The 21,187-nt window shown below is 36.4% G+C and carries 23 protein-coding genes; 20 read left to right on the plus strand and 3 right to left on the minus strand.

Annotated features, from left to right (window positions below):
* The first annotated feature begins 12 nt into the window (after positions 1-12).
* The 11 genes from BMX40_RS20950 (at position 13) to BMX40_RS14515 (ending at position 8,888) form a co-directional block, all read left to right on the plus strand.
* Positions 13-171: an IS3 family transposase gene (locus BMX40_RS20950; protein WP_425287863.1), complete on the plus strand. Its 159-nt coding sequence runs from the start codon at positions 13-15 to the stop codon at positions 169-171.
* 178 nt (positions 172-349) lie between these two features.
* Positions 350-874, plus strand: a complete 525-nt coding sequence (locus BMX40_RS14470) for an aminoglycoside 6-adenylyltransferase (protein WP_090871167.1) — start codon at positions 350-352, stop codon at positions 872-874.
* 185 nt (positions 875-1,059) lie between these two features.
* A complete protein-coding gene (locus BMX40_RS14475; protein WP_090871170.1) occupies positions 1,060-1,599 on the plus strand; it encodes a DUF4269 domain-containing protein in 540 nt (179 codons plus the stop codon).
* Between the two features lie 22 nt (positions 1,600-1,621).
* Positions 1,622-2,536, plus strand: a complete 915-nt coding sequence (locus BMX40_RS14480; RefSeq protein WP_244513574.1) for an aminoglycoside phosphotransferase family protein — start codon at positions 1,622-1,624, stop codon at positions 2,534-2,536.
* Positions 2,537-2,599: 63 nt separating this feature from the next.
* Entirely contained in the window at positions 2,600-3,133 is a 534-nt protein-coding gene (locus tag BMX40_RS14485) for a GNAT family N-acetyltransferase (protein ID WP_244513576.1), read from the plus strand.
* Positions 3,134-3,237: 104 nt separating this feature from the next.
* Positions 3,238-4,674: an MDR family MFS transporter gene (locus tag BMX40_RS14490; protein WP_090871172.1), complete on the plus strand. Its 1,437-nt coding sequence runs from the start codon at positions 3,238-3,240 to the stop codon at positions 4,672-4,674.
* A gap of 125 nt (positions 4,675-4,799) precedes the next feature.
* Positions 4,800-5,288, plus strand: a complete 489-nt coding sequence (locus BMX40_RS14495) for an NUDIX hydrolase (RefSeq protein WP_090871175.1) — start codon at positions 4,800-4,802, stop codon at positions 5,286-5,288.
* Between the two features lie 187 nt (positions 5,289-5,475).
* Positions 5,476-5,670: a hypothetical protein gene (locus tag BMX40_RS14500; protein WP_090871177.1), complete on the plus strand. Its 195-nt coding sequence runs from the start codon at positions 5,476-5,478 to the stop codon at positions 5,668-5,670.
* 82 nt (positions 5,671-5,752) lie between these two features.
* Complete coding sequence (locus tag BMX40_RS14505) at positions 5,753-6,793, plus strand: helix-turn-helix domain-containing protein (RefSeq protein WP_090871179.1); 1,041 nt, start codon at positions 5,753-5,755, stop codon at positions 6,791-6,793.
* A gap of 61 nt (positions 6,794-6,854) precedes the next feature.
* The gene (locus tag BMX40_RS14510; protein WP_090871181.1) at positions 6,855-8,246 is read left to right on the plus strand and encodes a M20/M25/M40 family metallo-hydrolase; all 1,392 of its coding nucleotides are present in this window, start codon (positions 6,855-6,857) and stop codon (positions 8,244-8,246) included.
* Positions 8,247-8,441: 195 nt separating this feature from the next.
* Positions 8,442-8,888: a hypothetical protein gene (locus BMX40_RS14515; protein ID WP_090871184.1), complete on the plus strand. Its 447-nt coding sequence runs from the start codon at positions 8,442-8,444 to the stop codon at positions 8,886-8,888.
* Between the two features lie 49 nt (positions 8,889-8,937).
* On the opposite strand, the gene BMX40_RS14520 is transcribed toward BMX40_RS14515, so the two are convergent.
* From BMX40_RS14520 to BMX40_RS20695, 3 genes are all read right to left on the minus strand, one after another.
* A complete protein-coding gene (locus BMX40_RS14520) occupies positions 8,938-9,861 on the minus strand; it encodes an HD-GYP domain-containing protein (RefSeq protein WP_090871186.1) in 924 nt (307 codons plus the stop codon).
* A gap of 104 nt (positions 9,862-9,965) precedes the next feature.
* Positions 9,966-10,589 carry a GGDEF domain-containing protein gene (locus BMX40_RS20690; RefSeq protein ID WP_244513577.1) on the minus strand — a complete coding sequence of 208 codons (624 nt, stop codon included), beginning with the start codon at positions 10,587-10,589 and terminating at the stop codon, positions 9,966-9,968.
* A gap of 216 nt (positions 10,590-10,805) precedes the next feature.
* Complete coding sequence (locus BMX40_RS20695) at positions 10,806-11,057, minus strand: hypothetical protein (protein ID WP_244513578.1); 252 nt, start codon at positions 11,055-11,057, stop codon at positions 10,806-10,808.
* A 202-nt stretch (positions 11,058-11,259) separates the two neighbouring features.
* Here BMX40_RS20695 and BMX40_RS14530 point away from each other — a divergent pair, with 202 nt between their 5' ends.
* From BMX40_RS14530 to BMX40_RS14570, 9 genes are all read left to right on the plus strand, one after another.
* Positions 11,260-13,104, plus strand: coding sequence for a MotA/TolQ/ExbB proton channel family protein (locus BMX40_RS14530; RefSeq protein ID WP_090871188.1), 1,845 nt, complete (start codon positions 11,260-11,262; stop codon positions 13,102-13,104).
* Complete coding sequence (locus tag BMX40_RS14535; protein ID WP_090871190.1) at positions 13,094-13,786, plus strand: OmpA family protein; 693 nt, start codon at positions 13,094-13,096, stop codon at positions 13,784-13,786. The genes BMX40_RS14530 and BMX40_RS14535 overlap by 11 nt, the downstream gene beginning before the upstream one ends.
* Positions 13,787-13,930: 144 nt before the next feature.
* Positions 13,931-15,127 (plus strand): alanyl-tRNA editing protein, encoded by a 1,197-nt coding sequence (locus BMX40_RS14540; RefSeq protein ID WP_090871192.1) that lies wholly within the window; start codon positions 13,931-13,933, stop codon positions 15,125-15,127.
* 132 nt (positions 15,128-15,259) lie between these two features.
* The gene (locus BMX40_RS14545; RefSeq protein ID WP_090871193.1) at positions 15,260-15,526 is read left to right on the plus strand and encodes a DUF1292 domain-containing protein; all 267 of its coding nucleotides are present in this window, start codon (positions 15,260-15,262) and stop codon (positions 15,524-15,526) included.
* Positions 15,527-15,738: 212 nt separating this feature from the next.
* Positions 15,739-16,878 (plus strand): sensor histidine kinase, encoded by a 1,140-nt coding sequence (locus BMX40_RS14550; protein ID WP_244513580.1) that lies wholly within the window; start codon positions 15,739-15,741, stop codon positions 16,876-16,878.
* 1 nt (position 16,879) lies between these two features.
* Positions 16,880-17,512: a response regulator gene (locus BMX40_RS14555; RefSeq protein ID WP_090871195.1), complete on the plus strand. Its 633-nt coding sequence runs from the start codon at positions 16,880-16,882 to the stop codon at positions 17,510-17,512.
* A gap of 109 nt (positions 17,513-17,621) precedes the next feature.
* Positions 17,622-18,554 carry an ABC transporter ATP-binding protein gene (locus BMX40_RS14560; protein WP_090871197.1) on the plus strand — a complete coding sequence of 311 codons (933 nt, stop codon included), beginning with the start codon at positions 17,622-17,624 and terminating at the stop codon, positions 18,552-18,554.
* A 12-nt stretch (positions 18,555-18,566) separates the two neighbouring features.
* Positions 18,567-19,826, plus strand: a complete 1,260-nt coding sequence (locus BMX40_RS14565; RefSeq protein ID WP_090871199.1) for an ABC transporter permease — start codon at positions 18,567-18,569, stop codon at positions 19,824-19,826.
* Positions 19,826-20,923 carry an ABC transporter permease gene (locus BMX40_RS14570; protein ID WP_090871201.1) on the plus strand — a complete coding sequence of 366 codons (1,098 nt, stop codon included), beginning with the start codon at positions 19,826-19,828 and terminating at the stop codon, positions 20,921-20,923. The genes BMX40_RS14565 and BMX40_RS14570 overlap by 1 nt, the downstream gene beginning before the upstream one ends.
* Positions 20,924-21,187 lie beyond the last annotated feature (264 nt).

Below are 21,187 nucleotides of genomic sequence, written 5' to 3' on the forward strand. Positions count from 1 at the left end.
TTAAAAAAAGAGTTGATACAAGGTCGCCGGTTTCAAACGAAAAAACAGGCGTACACTGAAATCTATCGTTATATTGAGTTTTTTTATAACCGCAAAAGAATTCACGGATCAATAGATTATTTATCTCCAATTGAGTATGCAGAAAAATTTGATGAGGTGATTTCTGCATAAGTGGAGGATTGACATGTTGGTGGCTTGTCTAACTTAGCGACTAGCCAGATGATTCCGTGGATGGGTCAAGCGGTTTGGGCTTGACCCATCCACGGTGTCATCTACAATTAGAAAAAGTTAAGACAAGATTAACACCGTTTCGTTATTTAGGTGTCCACTTTCTTGACAGAGGTCCACATTGACCGTTATTTTACTCGATAAAGATGATCGACTTCCTAATCTCTTACCTCCTAATGACAAGGGCTATTGGATCAAGCGACCAAGTGCAGAGGAATTTTCAGATTGCTGTAATGAATTTTGGTGGGTTTCAACATACGTGGCAAAAGGTTTATGGAGAAAAGAAATCCTATATGCGCAAGAGCATCTATCTATTGTTCGGAATATGCTCTTAACAATGCTCGAATGGAAAGTAGGAATTGAAACAGCTTTCTCTGTCAGTAGTGGTAAGTCGGCTAAATACCTAGAAAAATACCTTTCTAAACGTGATTGGAAAAAAATGTTGGATACCTATCCTCGTGCAAGGTATGAATGTGTCTGGAAAGCTTTGCTTTCGATGGCTGATTTTTTCCAGGAAACAGCAAGATTTGTAGCAAGTTCCTGTCAGTTTAATTACCCAAATGAAGAATATCAACAGGTGTTACAGTATTTGAACCATGTAAAACGTCTTCCGAGTGATGCTGAAGAAATCTATTCGTATCGTTAGAGTCTATAGAAAACGCATTCCGGGACGGGGTTTGTAAAGTGAATGAATAGATGAGAAGCAAAAGACATACGGTCTTTTGCTTTGTTTTGATGTACTAAATGTCAGTTCGGAATTAATTGAATAAAATAATAATTGATAAAGTAAACAAGAACGAAGATAATAGTAAGGTAAAATGATAAGAGGGGATGACCACTTTCGAAACAATTGATTATTTGAAATTTGGTAGTGAGAAACAAAAAGTCGCTTTTCATACAATAAATGAGCTCGGGGTAATGGAGGACTTACTAGATTTTGACCCAATCTTATGTGGCACAATACCGCTTGGAATTGATGTAGATGGATCCGATTTAGACATTATCATGAAAGTTACAGATTATAAGTTATTTGAAACGAAAGTGAAACAATTATACGGAATGGAAGAAGAATTTAGAGTGAAACAAACATCTATTAGAGGTGTACCTGTTATGAAAGCTAATTTTTTGTACCATACATTTGAGTTTGAATTATTTGGTCACCCACAAGATGTAAAAAAACAAAATGCTTATCTCCATATGGTGATTGAAAATGCTATTTTAAAGAAACATCCAGAAATTAAAAAAGAAATAATCAAGTTGAAGGAGCTAGGGTATAAGACTGAACCAGCTTTTTGTAAGGTCTTAGGATTAACAGGAGATCCTTTTGAGACGTTAATAGCGTACGGAAAGCACAAAGAAATTATTAATTAATTTAATAGGAGTGTGGAGGATAGTGACGGACACTTTGCCCCAACAAGTAATTGACAAGCATTCTTTTATAAATAACAATTCTTCTGTTAAGGAGCTACATAAAGGATTTTCTTCTGATAACAAATATATCATTGATGATACCTATTTACTCAGAACTTTTTCTAGTCAAACAGCCACAGAACGCATGGAAGAGTTCGAGTATATTACCATTGCAGCTACTCATTCAGATTATGTTCCGAGAGCAATAGCATTTGATACGATAGAAGAACTAGGACTTAGTTATATGATTCTTACCTTTCTTCCAGGTGAGGATGGAGAAGTAGCTTTAAAGTATTTATCGGATAGAGAACAATACAAAGCTGGTTATCGAGCAGGGGAAGAATTAAGGAAGATACATCACATACCTGCTCCAAAGGAATATTCGGGCTGGTATGAGACGAAGAAAAAGAAAAGCGATAAGTATATTTCCCAATTGGAAAAAATTAACCTTGAAGAGGATATGAAGCTTTTACTGAAAGACTATATTAAACAACATGAACACCTAATGGTAGACCGACCAAATACCATACAGCATGATGATTTTCACCCTTCCAATCTATTAATAAAGGATAACCAGTTTGCCGGAATCATTGACTTTCAGCGCATGGATTGGGGCGATCCGGTTCATGATTTACATAAGTTAGGATTCTTTTCGAAACCGGTTAGTATACCATTCACGAACGGAATTATAGACGGTTATCACGGAGGAAGGGATCGTGTAACGATGGAGTTTTGGAGATTGTATGCATTATACAGTGCGATGCATGTTGTATCTGCATATGTTTGGGGACAAAACCAACTTCCCGAACAAAATGATTTGCTAAGGGAATATTCCATCGCCGTGCTAGACGACCATGATAATTTCAAACAAGTAATACCTAAATGGTATCCAAATTAAAACGGTGCCAGGCACTTGTCAAATATTCACAAGTGCCTGGCACTTAAATAATGGGGTGTTTTGGTGAAGGGGCGTTTACGTGTTCGAAAGTTAATGGAAGAGGATAAATCTGTATTAGTGGACTGGCTTTCCAATCCAGCAATTCTTGAATTTTATGAAGGAAGAGATAATCCTTTTAACTTAGAGAAAGTAAATAAAAAGTTTTATAATCGGAAGGATAAAGTGAATCGCTGTATTGTCGAGTATGAGGGTGTTCGCATTGGTTATATTCAATTTTATCCGATAAACCACCACACGAGTAATATTACAAATGATTCCAATGCGGATGTTGTTTTTGGAATGGACCAATTTATTGGTGAGACAATGTATTGGAATAAAGGGATAGGTACGGCATTAATACAAAAAATGGTGGATTATTTAATAGACAAAAAGAATGTGGACCGAATTATTATGGATCCACAAACAACAAACAAACGAGCCTTGACTTGCTATGAAAAATGTGGATTTAAAAAGGTGCGGATTTTACCAGGTCATGAATTACACGAGGGGAAATATCGGGATTGCTGGCTGATAGAATATGACACAAGAAATGGCTAGATTTGTCCTTATCTTCATGCTTGATCTACGAAATATGACAATGGAGGATAATTAAGGTATACTATATTCTTTGTAGAATTCACTTTTGAAGGTAGTGTTAAAACATGGAAACGAAGACAAAAATAAATTCGAAAATAATATTAGTAACTTTTTTGATTGGAGCATTTTTTGCGATATTAAATGAAACGTTATTAAATATTGCTCTCACGGAATTAATGCACGTGTTTTCGGTTGATCCTCCAACCGTTCAATGGATGGCTACGGGATTTATGCTTGTAATGGGTGTTTTAATGCCGATTTCAGCCGTATTAATACAATGGTTCACAACCCGTCAAATGTTTATAAGTGTGATGACGATATTCCTAATTGGTACGACAATTGCAGCTTGTGCGCTTAATTTCCCGATGCTATTAGTAGGGCGAATGACACAAGCGGTCGGTACAGGGTTGCTCATTCCAGTCATTATGAATACATTATTATTACTATACAAACCGGAAGTAAGAGGTAAAATAATGGGAACCTTTGGGTTAGTGATCATGTTTGCTCCTGCTATAGGGCCAACATTATCAGGGGTTATCGTTGACCTTCTCGGCTGGCGATGGTTGTTTATTATGGTTATACCATTTGCATTATTTTCTATTCTATTTGCATGGAAGTACTTACAAAATGTAGGAGAAGTGACTCGACCAAATGTAGATGTTTTCTCTATTGTATTATCAACGATAGGGATTGGAGGATTAGTCTACGGCTTTAGTAGTGCAGGGGAAGATCCGAATGGGTTTTCTTCTATTACCATAATCCTTATTATCGGAGTAAGTCTATTGAGTTTAGTATTATTTGTGCTAAGACAATTACGTCTAGAAGAACCATTGTTAGATGTTCGTGTATTTAAATATAATAACTATGCTAGAGGAGTCATTATCTTTGTCATTGTTATTATGGCGATGTTTGCTTCAGAAATTGTGATGCCAATGTATTTACAAGGACCACTTGAATATTCAGCTAAATTAACAGGATTATTACTATTGCCAGGTGCATTATTAAATGGACTATTATCTCCAGTTATGGGTACGTTATTTGATAAATACGGACCTCGTAAGTTAATTATTCCAGGAACCTTGGTATTGGTTGGAGTTATGATATTCTTCAGTAATATTTCACCAGCAGTTCCAGTGTGGTCATTTGTGATTGTTTATATTGCATTAATGGTTTCTATTTCTGCAATCATGATGCCATCGCAAACCAATGCGTTAAATGAGTTACCGAAGAAATTATATCCACATGGAACAGCTATTGCGAATACATTACAGCCAATATCAGGTGCTCTAGGAGTTTCTGTGTTTGTAAGTATTATGAGTCATGGTGAAAAATCGTACTTAGATAGTACACAAGGACCAGTGACAGAAAAAATAGCCAATGAAGCAATGACATTAGGTGTCCATCATGCCTATTGGTTTGCATTAGCTCTATGCTGTATAGCGCTTATCGTTGCATTATTCATCAATAGAGCAGTATCCCCAGATTTTGAAGAAGAGAATTAACCATTCGGTGCCAGGCACCTGTCGAAATTCGACGGGTGCCTGGCACTCATTCAATTCTGAAAATTATGATATATGAAGTGAAAGCTTTGCTCAATCATATTAATTGAAGGGGGGGTTTGCTAATCATGATTTCATTTGGTAAGAAGGAATGGGGAAAAACATATATTTTTCGTCCTGCTGTTTACGGTATATTGTTTACAAATAGGAAGAAAAAGGTAGCGTTAATTCAGACAAATGATGTTCATTTCTTTCTCCCTGGTGGTGGAATAGAAAAGAATGAGTCACATAAGGAATGTCTTATTAGGGAAGCAAAGGAAGAAATGGGAATGAAAATTTCCATTGGTCAGTTTATAGGAAGTGCACAGCAATATTTTTACTCGAAAAATGAGGATACACATTATCTTAATAGAGGTTATTTTTATTTATGTGATCCCGGGAAATTAATGGCAATACCAGTAGAGGAAGATCATAACTTAATATGGATCGATACAGAAGAAGCAATAATGAAGCTCGTTCATGAACATCAGCGCTGGGCAGTTCAGAAAAGCCTTGGGAGATTAGTAACATCTTATAACGAAGAGAGTGCATGCCGGGTTATCTACGGAAGGGGATAATTTTGAAAATTAGAGAGGCGGTATGCTCTTAGAATACATGACAGATGCCGACGTAATGTCTATAAAAAAAGATGTGGTAATGTAATACCGGGTATCGGAACAGTACAAAGATTTGATTGCAGAATACTTGAAACATTTCCGATCCTTCTGAAGTAAAAACAGGAAATGGACCAGAGAGGAGGACGGTATGAAAAAATGGTGGCATAGAAAGAAGCAAAGTACACGAAGAAGAAAAAAAGACAATGACAGACATACATTTATAGATTTCTTGGCCGATGTGTTGTTTTGGATTCCAGAGGTTATTATTTTCCCGTTTAGAGTATTAGTCTTCTTGATTAGAGGGTTAGGAAGATGGATAGGAGACTTATTTGATATTGTATAAGCATTGGTGATTAACAAAAAACGACAGGTGCCAGGCACCAAAGAGAAAGAGGGACCAAAGAAGAGTAGGAGGGGGTCGTTGGATGGGTTTTCGTGATCTGTCTGTTGAGGAGTTGTTGGATTTAGAGGAGGAACTTTTGAAGGAAAGGGATATTTCGGAGGATGTTTCTTTCTCCCGTTTGATTGGTGTTTATGAGGAACTTTATAAGAAGATTACTGCTAGCAAAAATAGTCATTATCGTTTTAGTCTACATAAGATTAGGGAACAATTGATTTTTTATCTTATAGAATATGGAACTTACTTAAAAACGGTATATAAAAAGGATGATCGCGCTGCTGAGATGAGTTTAAAAAAAGCGATTCGATATGAGCGTAACCTTCCTATTGCCTATTATCGTTTAGGCTTCCTTAACTATAAAAATAAAAATTATAGTGACTCCCTAAAATATTTTCAACATGCTATAAACTATCAACAACAGAATAATTCTACATATGAAATGAATGAGCAACAGCTTTATAACAGCCATTTATATTTGGCTAATTGTGGACTGTTTATTGCTGCCAATGCACACGAAAAACTTGATAAGCTGGGGATGGAAATGAGTAGGGAGGAGCTACCCCAATACGAAGTTTCGCCGTTATATCCCCTCATTAATGAGAATACGAAATATTTAGAAAGGCATGCATATAAAGTTGTAACAAAGGAAGAAAGTAAATACATGAGCAAAGAAGAATATGAAAATTTAATGGAACGCAAGAACACAATTATTTTAGATTTAACGGGTCGAGAGGATTTACTATCTTTTAATCATTCAGAAGTACGACTTAATAAAAATCAAGCAGAAATACTACGATATTTTTTTATGAAAAGTTCTAGGAATCAACCTGTAACAAAGTACGATATCTTTGATATTTTTGCAAAATCTAATAATTCTGGGGAAATTCCAACCAATACATATGTCCAAAATATAACGCGGTTACGCAGGAAATTACAGGACTTAAACATACAAGATAAGCTCATTGAAAATAAAAATGGGTCACGAGAGACCGCATATTTTTATAATGGTATGTTCGAGTATTGTATCATTCATCGCAGTGATGAAACATTTATTTTGCAGGAATGACAGGTCGGTCATCGCCCTTTTGCGATACTAAAATCACAAACAAAAGGGAGATGATGTAACGATGAAAAATTGGAATCAATTATTTTTACGACATGGATGGTTAATGAATCAAATAGGAAATTGTAGTTTTGATTGTAGAAGTGAGACCGGAGTGAATGTAGATTTTCTATTGGATAGCCTAGAGAAGCTTCATATTTCATATACTTTTGAAAGTGGACTACTAAAGTTATTGGATCAGCCAGTTACGGAAGAAGAATGGTTGAAAGCAGTCGATTATGAGGGGAGAGGTCGTGGAGAAGGGGTGTGGTTCCAATCTGGTAAAGAACAACCAATCGTTCAAGAGCTTGATACGTATATAAGTGGGGTTGTTAGGCAATTAAACCGTTTAGGATTTCATACGACGGGCTCTTGTGATGGTCATGGCAGACGAGTGCCACATGTCTTATTAACGAAGGATAATGATATCGAAGTGGTAACAGAGCTTTTTCTTGCATTGGGGATAAAACAAGTGAACTGTCGCAAGCGTAGGAATCATTACCATGTATCTTTGCACATAACATGTGCAGAACTTCTTGACCTCGCAGAAAAACTTGGCAAGGTAGACCAAAGCTGGCTAAGTCATGGCATCGAATATATGAAAGAGAAACGATTCTTATTTTTAATAGAGGAAATGCTTTCTATTCCAGGAAAAAGTGGTAATGAGGAACGGGTTAGAAGGGTTGTCCTCGACAAGCTAACACCATTTGTAGATCATGTAACCGTAGATCACGCAGGAAATGTTTTAGCTGAGAAAACGTATGGAACAGGTAACGGACCAACCATTCTATTAAACGCTCACCTTGATATCGCTCATGAGTTGGAGGATGAACGCAGCGTTATGAAAGAAGGTAACAGGTGGTATAGCAGTAAGGGAATATTAGGTGCAGATGACCGCGCTGGTGTAGCCATTCTTCTTCACGTTGCGGAATACCTTCACAATAACTCCTCATTTAGGGGGAGAGTTAAGTTTATTTTTACAGTAGAAGAGGAATGTGGATTAGTAGGAGCAAGAAAGGTAAATGATTACTTCCTTTGGGGAACAGATGCAGCGATTGTTGTTGACCGTAGAGGTACAGGAGATATCGTAACCACGTGTGGAGGATCAATCCCGTTTTGTCATGACGCGTATGGTGCCTTGTTCGAGGAAATTGCAGTTTTGGAAGGGATACCTGGTTGGAAGGTCACGACGGGAGGAAGTAGTGATACGAGAATATGGGCAGAACATGGAATACAAAGTGTGAATCTTTCTGTCGGGTATTCGAACGAACATACAGACTCCGAATTTCTAAATGTAGAAGCTGCCTATGGTACGGTAAAGTTGTTAGATGGAATTTTAAAAAATGAACGAAAACTAAAGCAAGTATTAAGGGAGATAAGACGTGAGAGAAGATTGGTGCATAGACGTGCAATATAGATCGTTTGTTAGAAGCTCTGAGATTTTTCAGAGCTTTTTTTTGGGTTGAAATTGGTGCCTCCACGTATTAATTAAAAAGATTAAATAAATTTTTCCATAGATGGGAAGTATATGATTAACCGAATAATTAGTGATACTAGGGAGTATTTTTTTGAGTTTTTAAGGATTAATCAATAATTTACAAAGGAAAATAGTATGGTTGGACAAATTACTGCAATAATTCTCTTTAATTATTTAGCATTCAAAACAAATAAAAACTTAAACGCAAGTCAAATTGCCCATATTTGGGTTTTTACGATTGCCTTTCAAATGAATTTTGATATCTTTGTTGATGTTAAGTATCATGGTTATTGGTATTTTAGTAAAGCGGTTGATTGGGCAGGCTTACCTGCCCATACAGTATTGATTCCACCAGTAAATATGATGTTTATAAACTGGTATCCGTTTGATGGATCTTTATGGAAGCAAATACGTTACTTTATTTACTGGGAAATTCCATTATTGATTTATGAGTTAATTACACTTTTCCCTCAACCATGGGGGTATTTTAACTATGGATGGTGGAGTATATGGCATTCATTAGCCATAAATCCTATTCTACTACTAATTTTGCTGGTATATTATAAAAAATTTATCAAGTAAGGTGCCAGGCACTTGTCGATATTCGACAGGTGCCTGGCACCTATTTGATTTAATCAATTGGAGGGGTGATTTTTTGTTCTTTATATAGACTTATAAATATATCTACTATTTCTGGATCAAATTGTGTTCCCTTATTTTCTTGCAGGACAGTCAACACAACGTTATAGTCAATTTCATCTCTATAGATACGTTTGGAGGACATGGCATCAAACACATCAGCTACGGATACAATACGGGCAACTAAGGGTATTTCTTTACCTTTTAGCCCTTTCGGATAACCAGTTCCGTCATACTTTTCATGATGATATAACACAATATGAAGGATCCCATCTTTTCGAAAAGAATCAATATGTTTGATCATGTCGTAGCCAATTATAGGGTGAGATTTAATGACCGCAAATTCTTCCTCTGTTAGTTTTCCAGGTTTATTTAAGATATACTCTGATATTCCTATTTTGCCTATATCATGGAGTAAACCACCAATTCGGATAGATTGTAAGATATTTGGTGGTAAGTTCATTTTTTCTGCAATTTGCACGGAATAGGCTGCAACGTTTTTGGAATGATTCATTGTATACTTGTCCCTAGAATCAATGGCATTTGAAAGTGCTGTTATTAAGGATAAATTATCCTTCTTTACTTGTTGGGTGCTTTTCATTAATCCGACAGAAATAAAAGTGATGGTAACGTACGTAAACAAATAGGCAATAAAGGCAGTAATGGTAAGATCAGGCTCTGAAAGTAGGAAGGATCTTGAAACTACAATGCCTAATGCAAGCAAGGCAATCAACCAAATTGAGCTATTATAGAAGCCAATACCTAAAAAAATTGAACTAAAGATGTATAGGATATAGAAATTGGATTGGCCATCAATCGAAAATTTACTTAAAATAATTCCGGAAAACATTAAGATGAAAAAACCATATTGAAACAGCGTAGGGTTAGAAAATAACCGATCAAATCGAATTTCCATAATACCTCCAGAATAATATTGATTATTCTTATTATGACAAGAGTGGATTTGGCTATCCTTACTAGAAATTGGTATATCCCAGATGAGTAAGCGGGAGTTCTTTTCTATTTGAAAAATGCAGTATTATTTCTACCATCTTTTTTGGCTATATATAACGCTTGATCGGCTTCATTAATTAACACATCTAGTGTTTTTCCTTTCGATTCTCCACTTAGTCCAATGGAAACAGTTATTTTACCAGTTGGTTGGGTTTCATCCCCTTTGAATTTATATTTTTCAACTGCTTCTCTAAATTGGTCTACAATTTCATAAGCTGTTTGTGATTTCGTTAGATTTGGTAAACAAATGATGAATTCCTCTCCTCCGTATCGTGCAAACAGGTCTTCTGATCGTAAGTTTTCTGTTAAAAGTTCTCCAACTGTCCTTAGAACTTTATCTCCAGCAGGGTGTCCATGTGTGTCGTTGTATTGTTTAAAAAAATCAACATCAATCATGGCGATATAAAAGGGTTTTCTTTGCTTACTTTCAATAAGTTGTTCTACTTTATTTTTGAAATGTCTGAGATTATATAAATTCGTAATGCTATCACGTCTTGAGTAATACTCTAACTCATTTCTATAAAGGTAATTCCGGTTGGCGTCGTTTTGCATTAGACCGATACTTAATAGGGCTAAGGTTTGGAATGAAAACATGATAATGATCAAATAGAAATCAATTGGTGTAGTCAAAAGCAAAAGTATCGAAAAAGCAACCTGGTAACATAAAAATCCTATTAGCATATGTTTAATAGGAACAATTGTTTGAGGTGGATTAAATTTTTTCCCCTTATGAAACAAAGCTCCAAAAAGGTATGGAATTAAAATCCCTAAGAGTAATCCTTCAAAAACGGTTGGCCCACCTAGATGATATCGATACCAAGCAGGAAGGGGCAAGGAAAGGAATCCCTATTTCCATCCCATTACATAGGAGATAAAATACAATGGTACACCTCTTAAATCAATTCGCATTCCGTTATATTCTAACGGGTGGTGCATAATGAGCATACTTAACAAACTAACTAAAATAGGAGTTAACAATAGTAAATAAGATGAAATTTGAATCCTAGTTATGATCAACTCTTTTAGTTTAAGGGCAATAAACATAAAGGCGATAATTGTTGTCATATTACCAAGAAAGGTATCTAATATAGAATGCATAAAAAATCTCCCTGTCATTGTATCTAGTCATTATTTTGTCTAAGAAACCAACATTGTATAACAAATAGAAAAAGCAAGTAGCCTACCAGCAAAATTCGATAGGTGCCAGGCACCGAAATGGCGCCGAATTATTTTCATGATTTGGTCAAGCCTGGAATAGGATGGTAGTGAGGATAGATTTTTTTGATGGGGAGAGGAAATAATGTTGGAATCTATATTGGGGATTTTTGCGAGTGAGCAGAAAGTAGAGGCTATTTTGTCTAATCCGATGATCGAGCTGATTTTTATGATCTTGTTCATTACGTTCATCGTTACGTTATTTGTCCATCTTGCTTTATACAGTAGATTAAAAAGGTTACGAAATTATTTAAACGGAACGAATCGAATGGATATTGCTCCTTTATCAGCTTTTAAAGAGGAGTACGACCAAAAGCAACATAGTGAATCGGTAAGGGTTGAAACCTTTGTCCAAGAAAAGTTTTCTAGTTGGCGTGTTTTTTCTGTACCAGTTGTAAGTTTGATAAAAATGGTTCAAATGACCGTTTCCATATTCATTTTAACAGGGGTACTTGGAACGTTTATTGGATTGACCATATCATTAGGTAGTATTAATGGGACAGGAGATCAATTAGTTGAAAATGTGGCAAGTGTATTATCAGGAATCGATATTGCGTTTTATACGAGTATTGCAGGTATGGGGTTTTCCCTTATTATGACGGTGCTTTTGAAAGTATTTAATAACGAGCATATGTTAACGGACATTATGTTAAAAGTTGAATCTTTTCTGGAAGGAAATGAGAAAAATGGAATGGGGCGACTTATTGATGTTTCGGAATCTATTAATCAATCAATTGTAAATCTCCAGAAATCGAATCAACAATCATTACAAGGGATTGAACAGGCATTCGAAGGGTTTCAGGAGTACACAACTGGATTACAACAATCTGCACAAGACTTAGCGAAGTTTAATGAAGGGTTGTCCAGCAACCTTACAAAATTTCAAGAACTATTTGAGAATATGAAGGAAGTAACCGATGGGTTCAGCGAAGGAACGAAACGTTTAAATGAAAACTTTGATTCGCTATTTTCCTATTTTAAAAACCTAGATCGTAAAAATGAACGAATGGTTAAAGCATTTGAAAATACGTTTGAAAAAGTCAAGGAGGTTTCTACAGCCCAGGTCGACACGCTCGATAAATTTGATGAGTCGGTAGTGGATTTAAAAACGTTCACATCATCAATTCTACAGGAGCAGAAATCGGTGCAGGATACATTTGATCGAATTATGCATCAATGCAATGAACTAACGAATAAAATGGAAGCTCATAATAAAGATTTTAAACAAGTTTTTGGTAGTGATTTACATTCGGAGTTATCTGGAATTAGCTCTTACTTGGGTCAGTTAACAAAAGATTTTGACCGGCTTGGTGAATCGATTGTTCAGTTGCCGCAAGCTCTCGAAGTGATTAACCGGACGCAAGCAGAGCATAAACATTTACTATCAGATCGTTTTGAAGAACTAAAGGAATTTAATCGAAACTTTAATGAACATTTGAAAAAACATGTGACGGACTCAATGGCATTTGAAAAACACATGCAGGAAGCTTCACAAACGTACGAGCAAGTTGGAATGAAGAACAATCAGCTCATTCAAGAAATAAATAGTACTATCACGCAAATGAACCAAGTATTTCATAACAAAGAAAACCAGCTCGAGGCAAGTGTAGGCATACTTAAGGATACACTTTCGAGTTATGTAAATAGTTTAGAAGGAACACTTGGCGACAGAATCGACCATGTTGTTCGTAATATATCGAATTCATTGGAAACAACAAATGATAGTATAAAGCGCGAGTTTCAGGAAATTAGGAGGTTATCGGAGGAAATTTTGCAAAGTAATTCTCGCTACACACAACAAATGTTGCAGGAGCTAAGCAGAGAAATACAGTCTCTAAATCGACAATTAGGAATAATTGGCCAACAACAAGCAGCACCAAGGCAAAATGGGATGGGTCCTAACATGGGAATGAGACAAAATGAATACTAAATATCAGCGACTATTTAGAAGAGAAGGTGACGATGGTCATTTTTGGCCATCATTTACCGATTTACTTACTACGATCCTCTTATGTTTTATCTTGATATTCATTACAATGATGATTATTAAATCATTACAGATTGAGGAGATGAAGCGAACGATTGACCAAATCATGGGGGTTCGAGAAAAACTTGTGAATGAGATGAAAGAAGAGTTTAATGATGCTTCGATGGGGATAGAGGTAGATGAAAAAACAGGTGCGATTATATTTAATACCGATATTCTATTTGAGTTTGATGAAGCAGAATTAAAATCGGAGTCCTTTGAATTTTTAAATGAATTTGTCCCAAGGTATTTAGATATTTTGTTAGGAAGTGAATATGAGGAATACGTAGCAGAGATTATTATAGAAGGTCATACAGATCGTAATGGAGGATATTTATATAATTTAGAGCTAGCTCAAGAACGTTCGTATAGTGTAGCAGAATATATTTTAGGAGATGAGTTTCCGTATAAAAATATCCAACAACATTTGGAGGAAAAATTAACAGTTAACAGTAAATCTTACACGGATGTCAGAACCGATGAAAATGGAGAATATAGTGCAGATGATTCGCGTCGAGTAGAATTTAAGTTCCGTTTAAAAGATGAAGAAATCTTAAATAGAACACGAGAAATATTAGGCGATTAAAAAAGCAGGTCCCTTTAGACGAGAGGGGCCTGTATTTTTTATCGACAGGTGCCAGGCACCTAGATACATCGAGATTGCTTGTGGGGGCTATTATAGATATGATGGTTGTAGGGAAATAGTAAATTTAGTTAGGTGTGTGGAGGAATGGAAACAGAAAAATTGTTTTATCATGATCCTTATCTTTGTTCGTTCAAAGCAAAGATACAGCTGGCAAAGAGGGATGAACAGGGTAGGCATTATGTTGTACTGGATCAAACAGCCTTTTACCCAATTGGGGGTGGACAGCCTCATGATACAGGAACACTTGATGGTATGCATGTAGATGATGTGAAAGAAGTTGAAGGGGAGCTTCGACACTATGTAGATGAGTCATTCGAGTTCGGCAAAGAGATTATTGGAGAAATTGATTGGAAACGACGCTTTGATCATATGCAGCAACATGCAGGTCAACACATATTATCGGCAGCATTTGAAGAGACTTATGGACACAAGACGATTAGTTTTCATTTGGGAAAAGAGATATGCTCGATTGACATTCATACAAATGAACTAATGGATGGGGAACTCCATAAGGTAGAGGAGTTAGCAAATCGCATCATATTGGAGAATCGCCCCATCGAAACGAAGTGGGTGTCAAAAGATGAACTTGCTAATTATACACTAAGAAAGGAATTGTCTGTTTCGAATAATATACGACTTGTCATTATACCAGACTTTGACTATAACGGCTGTGGTGGTACCCATCCTAATTCAACAGGACAAGTGAGTTCCATAAAGATTTTGCATTGGGAAAAGCAAAAGAAAAATATACGTGTATATTTTGTTTGTGGAAATAGGGTTTTGAAGCAGCTTGAAGAGAAGCACGGGGTTATTCAAAAGCTAACTGCCTCATTAAGTGCGCCACAGGAAGAATTAGAGATAGCTGCGAATCGGGTATTACAGCAATCGAAAGAATACGAAAAATCAATTAGCGAATTAAAACAAAAGCTGATGCATCATGAAGCAGATTCATTACTGAGTCAAGCAACTTTGATAAAAGATAGAAGGGTTGTAAAAAGTGTTTTTCAAAATAGGCCAATGCAAGAGTTGCAATACATAGCGAAATATATTACTGGTAAAACAAGCGATCATCTTGTTTTATTTGTGAATAACGCGGACAAGAAACTTCAATTTGTCTGTGCAAGTGGAGAAAGCCTGCCCAATGACATGAATAAACTTGTGAAACGTGTTTTACCTAAAATCGATGGAAAAGGTGGGGGTACAAAACATATCGCGCAAGGAGGAAGTGAACATGTAATAACAGCTGAGGAATTGATGGAGTTGCTTGTTTGTGAAATTTAAGGAGTGCTTTCACGATTTATAAGAAATTTAGTGACTTTACGAAAATGGGTGGGAAAAAGTAGCAATATTTCTATGCAAATAGGCAAAGATAAAATAGTATAACGGTACTTAAAAAGAGGAGATGACATAAGAATGGAAACAATTGAAGTAGGAGAAGTGTTCACAATTAGTGATGAAACAAATGAAGAACAAGAGGTCGAGGTCTTGGCGAAAGTAACGTTACAGGGGACGGACTATGTTGCTGTTAGTTTTTCAGAAGACCTTAAGGAAGGTAGTGAAGGTGACATCGATATATTCTTCCTCAAAATAGATGAGGATGGCGAACTTGCCGCAATTGAATCAGATGAAGAGTTTGAAAAAGTATCCGAAGCCTATGATGCACTCTTGGCAGATGAATAACAAACGCGGAAACAAAGGAACTGCAATTCGATAAAAAGAATTGCAGTTTTTCATACCTTGAACAAGTGCCTGGCACAGAAAAAACGAGGTAATAGTCAATAAAATCAACTGTTGTCTACAGGTGCCTGGCACTAGTATGGCACTAGAATGGCACTAGTAGGTTTTATTCGTTATAATGTTGTTGCTGCTTAGTAGGAGGGAGGGGGACTTGTGTGAGGTTTTCTTATTGGATTTGGTTTTTTATTTATGTAATTGCTTGGGTATTTTCCATGGCGTATTTTGATAAACCTTTTAGTGAAATGACGTTACGTTTATTGGGTGTGGCTTTATATTTTATTGGATTTTTTATTTTACCTTTACTTGTGCGTAGGCCTGTAACTTTTTCAATTGTACAAATCTTAAATGCTCTCATTGCTGTTTTTACATTATATCCGGAACCAGATAGCAGCTTTAATCCATACATCATTTTGATTCACTCTTTATTAATTGCGGAAGTGGTCTATCGTTTGTCATTCATTCCTAGTATGATAACAACTGCAAGCATTTCGTGCATGTTACTTCTTACCATTTTCACGATGGATATTCTTCCCGCAATACAAATCTTTCTACTAATCTACCTCCTATTCTTCATCATGGCGATGGTGTTTTATAAGAAGATGAAAGATCGAACAGATGACTTAGATGCTAGGTATCAAGCATTACTTAGTGAATATCGTAATTTAAAAAGAAGAGTAGTTTCAGAGGAGGACATTACGCGTCAAGAGGAGCGTATGTTAATTGCTCATGAAATTCATGATTCAGTAGGACATAAGCTAACTGCTCTCCTCATGCAATTAGAAATGTTTCGATTAAACACGACGGAAGAGCATAAAGATGAAGTTGAAAATTTAAAAGAGCTAGCGAACCAAAGTTTAGAGGAAACACGAAGTGCTGTTAAATCACTCAAAACCAATGATTCTGGTGGTCTTCAAGGGATATTACGTTTAATACGAAAGTTAGAGATGGAGAGTATATTGCGAATTCATTTTTCGGTCAAACATGGTGCATTCACCGCACCTTTAAATGGGGAGCAGTCATTTATCATTTATCGTTCTGTTCAAGAAGCGTTGACGAATATAATGAAGCATAGTAATGCGAGAGAAGTAGAAATACTGTTTGAAGCACCAGGTGGAAGTATTTTTCGCTTTGAAGTAAGTAATTCCATATCTAATACAAACCGGTTTCAAGAAGGATTTGGTCTAGGTGCCATGCGCAAACGCTTAGAACAACATGGTGGCGATCTTGAAATATATAAAACAAAGGATCAATTCATTGTTAGTGGGTATTTAAAAATAATGGATAGAGGGGAATAAAATGATTCGGATACTACTTGCAGAAGACCAGATAATGGTGAGGCAGGGATTAAAGATGATGATTGAAACAGATGAAGAATTTCGAATAACAGGGGAAGCGGACAATGGCAAGGAAGCAGTTTCCCTGTGCGAAAATCAAATGTTTGATATCGCGATACTAGACATTCGTATGCCTGTCATGGATGGACTAGAAGCAGCAAAAGTCATTCAATCTCGTTGGCCAAACACAAAGGTATTAGTGTTAACGACCTTCGATGATAACCAGTATGTCATGGAGGCACTGCGGATCGGAGTAAGTGGCTATATACTTAAAAACGCTGACACAGAATCATTGCTTCGCTCCATTAGAAGTGCATTACGCGGCGGTTTATCGATCGAAGACAAAGTAGCAGCGAAAGTAATGCCATTATTGTTAAATCGGGAAGAACGTCAGGAAGCAGATCCTTCTTTAACTTCACGTGAAAGAGATATTTTAACATGTATTGGGGAGGGACTTAGCAATAATGAAATTGCGGAAAGGCTTGCGATCTCAGTAGGTACGGTGAAAAATAATACAAGTCAAATTTTAAATAAATTGGAACTTAGGGATCGGACACAATTAGCCATCTATGCGATCCGACATAATCTTGTATAAAAAAGTGATTGAAGTAATGTATATTTAGGAATGTCGTGACTAGAGACAGTGGTGACACTGTTTCTTTTTTTGTATGCTTAGAGTAATTCAATTGAAGGAGTGCGAAAAAATGCTCGAAACAATAAACCTTAGTAAAAATTTTAAAGATAAAAAAGTGGTTGATGGAATTGATATGTACTTAGAGCAAGGAGAATCAGTAGGTCTATTGGGGCCCAATGGAGCTGGGAAATCTACTACGATATCAATGATTTCCTCCTTATTAAAGCCAACTTCTGGGGACATCAAACTGGGTGGGAAAAGCATTGTAAGAAACCCTTCAGAAATTAGAGATGTAATTGGTGTAGTACCCCAAGAAATTGCCTTATACGAAGAACTTTCAGCGTATGAAAACCTGAAATTTTTTGGTGAAATCTATAAAGTGAAAAAAGGTGTCCTTGAAAATCGAATCCAAGAAGTGCTTGAAATGGTTGGTCTAAAAGAAAGACAAAAAGAGCTAATAAAAACTTTTTCAGGTGGAATGAAGCGGAGAATTAACATTGCTGCTGCTTTAATGCACAAACCACAAGTTTTGATTTTAGATGAACCAACCGTTGGTATTGATCCACAATCAAGGAATCGTATTCTAGAGACTGTAAGGGAGCTAAATGAATCGCATGGAACAACGGTTCTTTATACTAGTCATTATATGGAAGAAGTGGAGCAGTTATGTAATCGTGTTTACATTATGGACCATGGTAAGGTGATTGCTTCAGGTAGTAAAACAGAGTTATTAAGTATTTTATCAAGTGAACTTACGGTACAAGTGCAACTAAGTGAGACAAGTGACCATATTATCGATACGATTAGGCTCCTTGATCATGTGCGTCATGTGGAAGAAACAAATGAAGGTATACGTATCATTTCGAAGAGGGATGCGAACATCTTAAGTGCAATCGTACTAGCTGCAGAAAAAGAAGGTATTCAAGTTACCCACTATCAAATGGAAACACCAAGTCTCGAAGATGTTTTCTTACATTTAACGGGTAAAACATTGCGAGATTAAGGAGGAAACAATATGCTTTCATTTTTAAAAAAAGATCTATTAGTATTTTGGAGAGACAGAAAAGAAATCCTTGTAGCCTTATTACTTCCTATCGTTCTTATTGTGGTTTTGAACTTTGCATTCTCAGGGTTCTTAAATGGTGAAACGGATTCGATTCATCTGAATGTTGCTCTTGTTCAAGATGACAATGAATCTTTAGGTTTCGAAAAGTTTGAAGAACGAGTTCATGATCTGGATATTTCTACATCCGATAAAGAATCAATTCTTAAAAAAGCACAGCTTTTATCACCAACGGAGTTATTAAATACTTTTTTTAGCGATCCTGAATTAGAAGAATTCATTAGTATTCAAAAGTTAGAGGCACAAGAGGCAACGAATTTAGTTGAAAAAGGTGATCTAGATGCGTTAATCAATATACCAGAAGGGTTTACGTACAGTGTGTTGTCCTCCATGTTACTAGATGAAACAACTGACAAGGAATTAATCATTGAAATTAAAGAAGAGTCAACAGAAGCAGGTGCGCTACAGAGTATGGTTTCTAACTACTTAAACACGTTGAATTTTCAGTTTGCGCTCGGTCAAGTTTCAGGAACTGCTATGAGTGAACCAAATTTACCTCAGGGAGGCAGAGAAGTCATTGACGGGGTGGACCCTTATACGATGGCAGATTATTTTACTTTTGCGATTGGTACACTGTTTGCGTTATTCACGGCTTCAACGCTTACTGCTAAAACCGTCACGGAAAAAAGAGAACGAGTCTTTCATCGTATTATGTTGACCAATAGTAAGCCGTTTGACTTTTTAATGGGAAAAGTAATCTCTACCTTTGGGTTAACATGGATACAGTTGATCATTACACTGGTAGCTACGCATCTGTTATTGGACATATTTTCAGGTGAAACGTCGGAATACTTGCTAGGAATTTTTATTGTTATCACTGCATTTTCAATTGCTGTAGCAGGGTTGGCTGCATTGTTTACACCAATAACGTTACGCCTAAATGATCCCGATTTGTCAAATGGAATTTTCATGATCGTCATCATGGTTATGGGGGTCATAGGCGGAAACTTCTTCCCAATTGATTTTCTTCCGGAGTGGATAAAAAAAGTTGGCGAATGGACTCCGAATGGATTAACACAAACTACGCTGTTAAAGTGGGTTCAATACAGTTCACCTACAGACCTACTTGTACCAATTATATTATTAGTAAGCTTTTTTATGATTTGTCTATTCATCGGCCTATTTCTATTTCCTAAAAGGGGGAGAATGTAATGTTCCCAGTATTTAAAGCGCAATTGAGAAAAGACAAACGGAATCCTGTAACAATTATTTTATTTATTGTCGCGAGCATTGCAGCAACACTTATTTTTGGAAATAGCACGATAGAAAGCAACACAGAAGTTGCCATTTTTAGTAGTGGGCCAAGTGCGAAGGAAATCGAAAATAAGTGGGAAAATTTATTAAATAAAAATGAGTCAAGTACGTTTGTAATAACAGAAGAAGACAAGGCGAGGGAAGATGTTATTGAAGGAAGACGTGATGTTGCGATTCATGTTATGGAAAATGATTATCGCTTGGTCACTTCTTCCTATATGCCACAAATTTTACTTGTTGAACAACAGGTTCAGGAGGTGTTTCGTAAGGAGGCACAGCTTGTAGCAGCGGCAGGCAACGAGAATACCGATGAATTAAGATCAGATATAGAGGAGTACATGGAAGATCCACCACTACAGGTACAAACACAGACATTAAATGAAGCTGATGTTTCCAAGCATGATATGGGGATTCAGCTATTGTTTGGTTTTACGCTCTTTATCGTGATGTTTACCATTGGTTTTAAGGTAAATGGGATCACAGCTGATAAAGTAAATGGGATTTGGAATCGAATGATCCTTTCATCTGTAAGCAAAACAAGCATGTACTCGGGACATCTTTGCTATAGTTTTTGTATTGGCTTTTTCCAAACACTAATCGTTTTTCTTATTTTTAAGTATGTAATGGGCTATGATCTAGGAAACTTCAGCATGATATTAGTAATTGTTGCAGTATATATCGTAAGTATGGTAAGCGTTGCCATGCTGTTTACAGGAATACTTCGAACACCAGAGCAATTTAATATGGTTTTTAGTTCCGTTATACCAATAATCCCGATCATTAGTGGTGTCTATATGCCACCTGGAACGATAAGCAATGTGTTTCTACAATTTATAGCGGATTTATTTCCGTTGACGCATGCGATGGATGCTGTATTGCATGTGGCTATTCATGACGCAGGTTGGAGTGACATAACATTACCTCTTGTTATCATGTTATTAATCGGTGTTGTGAGTATGGGAGTAGGCATAAATATGGTAGAGCGGAGAAAATAGAATCTTGTGTAGTCAGAGAAGTAATCATCCTTTTGATAGGGGGGTGATTACTTTTTTTAATGGATCCTATCTTAAAGCGATTATACTAGGAGCACATTTTTCATAATTAATTAAGGTGAGCGAGGGCTGTGTGCGTAACATTTTTGTACTTGTGAGAAAAAGGAATGTGTAAATGGACAAGTGACAGGCACTTCTGTAACCGTGTATAATTTGTGTCAGAGTGAGTTTTGTAGTCTTCAGCCTTTTATCGGTGAATATTAAGAA

This window comes from Oceanobacillus limi (assembly GCF_900111445.1).
GTDB lineage: Bacteria > Bacillota > Bacilli > Bacillales > Amphibacillaceae > Ornithinibacillus > Ornithinibacillus limi.

Bases quoted from the DNA above. Each gene is read 5' to 3' on its own strand.
- BMX40_RS14475 (WP_090871170.1), top strand. From the start codon at position 1,060: ATGACCACTTTCGAAACAATTGATTATTTGAAATTTGGTAGTGAGAAA.
- BMX40_RS14490 (WP_090871172.1), top strand. From the start codon at position 3,238: ATGGAAACGAAGACAAAAATAAATTCGAAAATAATATTAGTAACTTTT.
- BMX40_RS14495 (WP_090871175.1), top strand. From the start codon at position 4,800: ATGATTTCATTTGGTAAGAAGGAATGGGGAAAAACATATATTTTTCGT.
- BMX40_RS14500 (WP_090871177.1), top strand. From the start codon at position 5,476: ATGAAAAAATGGTGGCATAGAAAGAAGCAAAGTACACGAAGAAGAAAA.
- BMX40_RS14505 (WP_090871179.1), top strand. From the start codon at position 5,753: ATGGGTTTTCGTGATCTGTCTGTTGAGGAGTTGTTGGATTTAGAGGAG.
- BMX40_RS14510 (WP_090871181.1), top strand. From the start codon at position 6,855: ATGAAAAATTGGAATCAATTATTTTTACGACATGGATGGTTAATGAAT.
- BMX40_RS14515 (WP_090871184.1), top strand. From the start codon at position 8,442: ATGGTTGGACAAATTACTGCAATAATTCTCTTTAATTATTTAGCATTC.
- BMX40_RS14520 (WP_090871186.1), bottom strand. From the start codon at position 9,861: ATGGAAATTCGATTTGATCGGTTATTTTCTAACCCTACGCTGTTTCAA.
- BMX40_RS20695 (WP_244513578.1), bottom strand. From the start codon at position 11,057: ATGCATTCTATATTAGATACCTTTCTTGGTAATATGACAACAATTATC.
- BMX40_RS14530 (WP_090871188.1), top strand. From the start codon at position 11,260: ATGTTGGAATCTATATTGGGGATTTTTGCGAGTGAGCAGAAAGTAGAG.
- BMX40_RS14535 (WP_090871190.1), top strand. From the start codon at position 13,094: ATGAATACTAAATATCAGCGACTATTTAGAAGAGAAGGTGACGATGGT.
- BMX40_RS14540 (WP_090871192.1), top strand. From the start codon at position 13,931: ATGGAAACAGAAAAATTGTTTTATCATGATCCTTATCTTTGTTCGTTC.
- BMX40_RS14545 (WP_090871193.1), top strand. From the start codon at position 15,260: ATGGAAACAATTGAAGTAGGAGAAGTGTTCACAATTAGTGATGAAACA.
- BMX40_RS14555 (WP_090871195.1), top strand. From the start codon at position 16,880: ATGATTCGGATACTACTTGCAGAAGACCAGATAATGGTGAGGCAGGGA.
- BMX40_RS14560 (WP_090871197.1), top strand. From the start codon at position 17,622: ATGCTCGAAACAATAAACCTTAGTAAAAATTTTAAAGATAAAAAAGTG.
- BMX40_RS14565 (WP_090871199.1), top strand. From the start codon at position 18,567: ATGCTTTCATTTTTAAAAAAAGATCTATTAGTATTTTGGAGAGACAGA.
- BMX40_RS14570 (WP_090871201.1), top strand. From the start codon at position 19,826: ATGTTCCCAGTATTTAAAGCGCAATTGAGAAAAGACAAACGGAATCCT.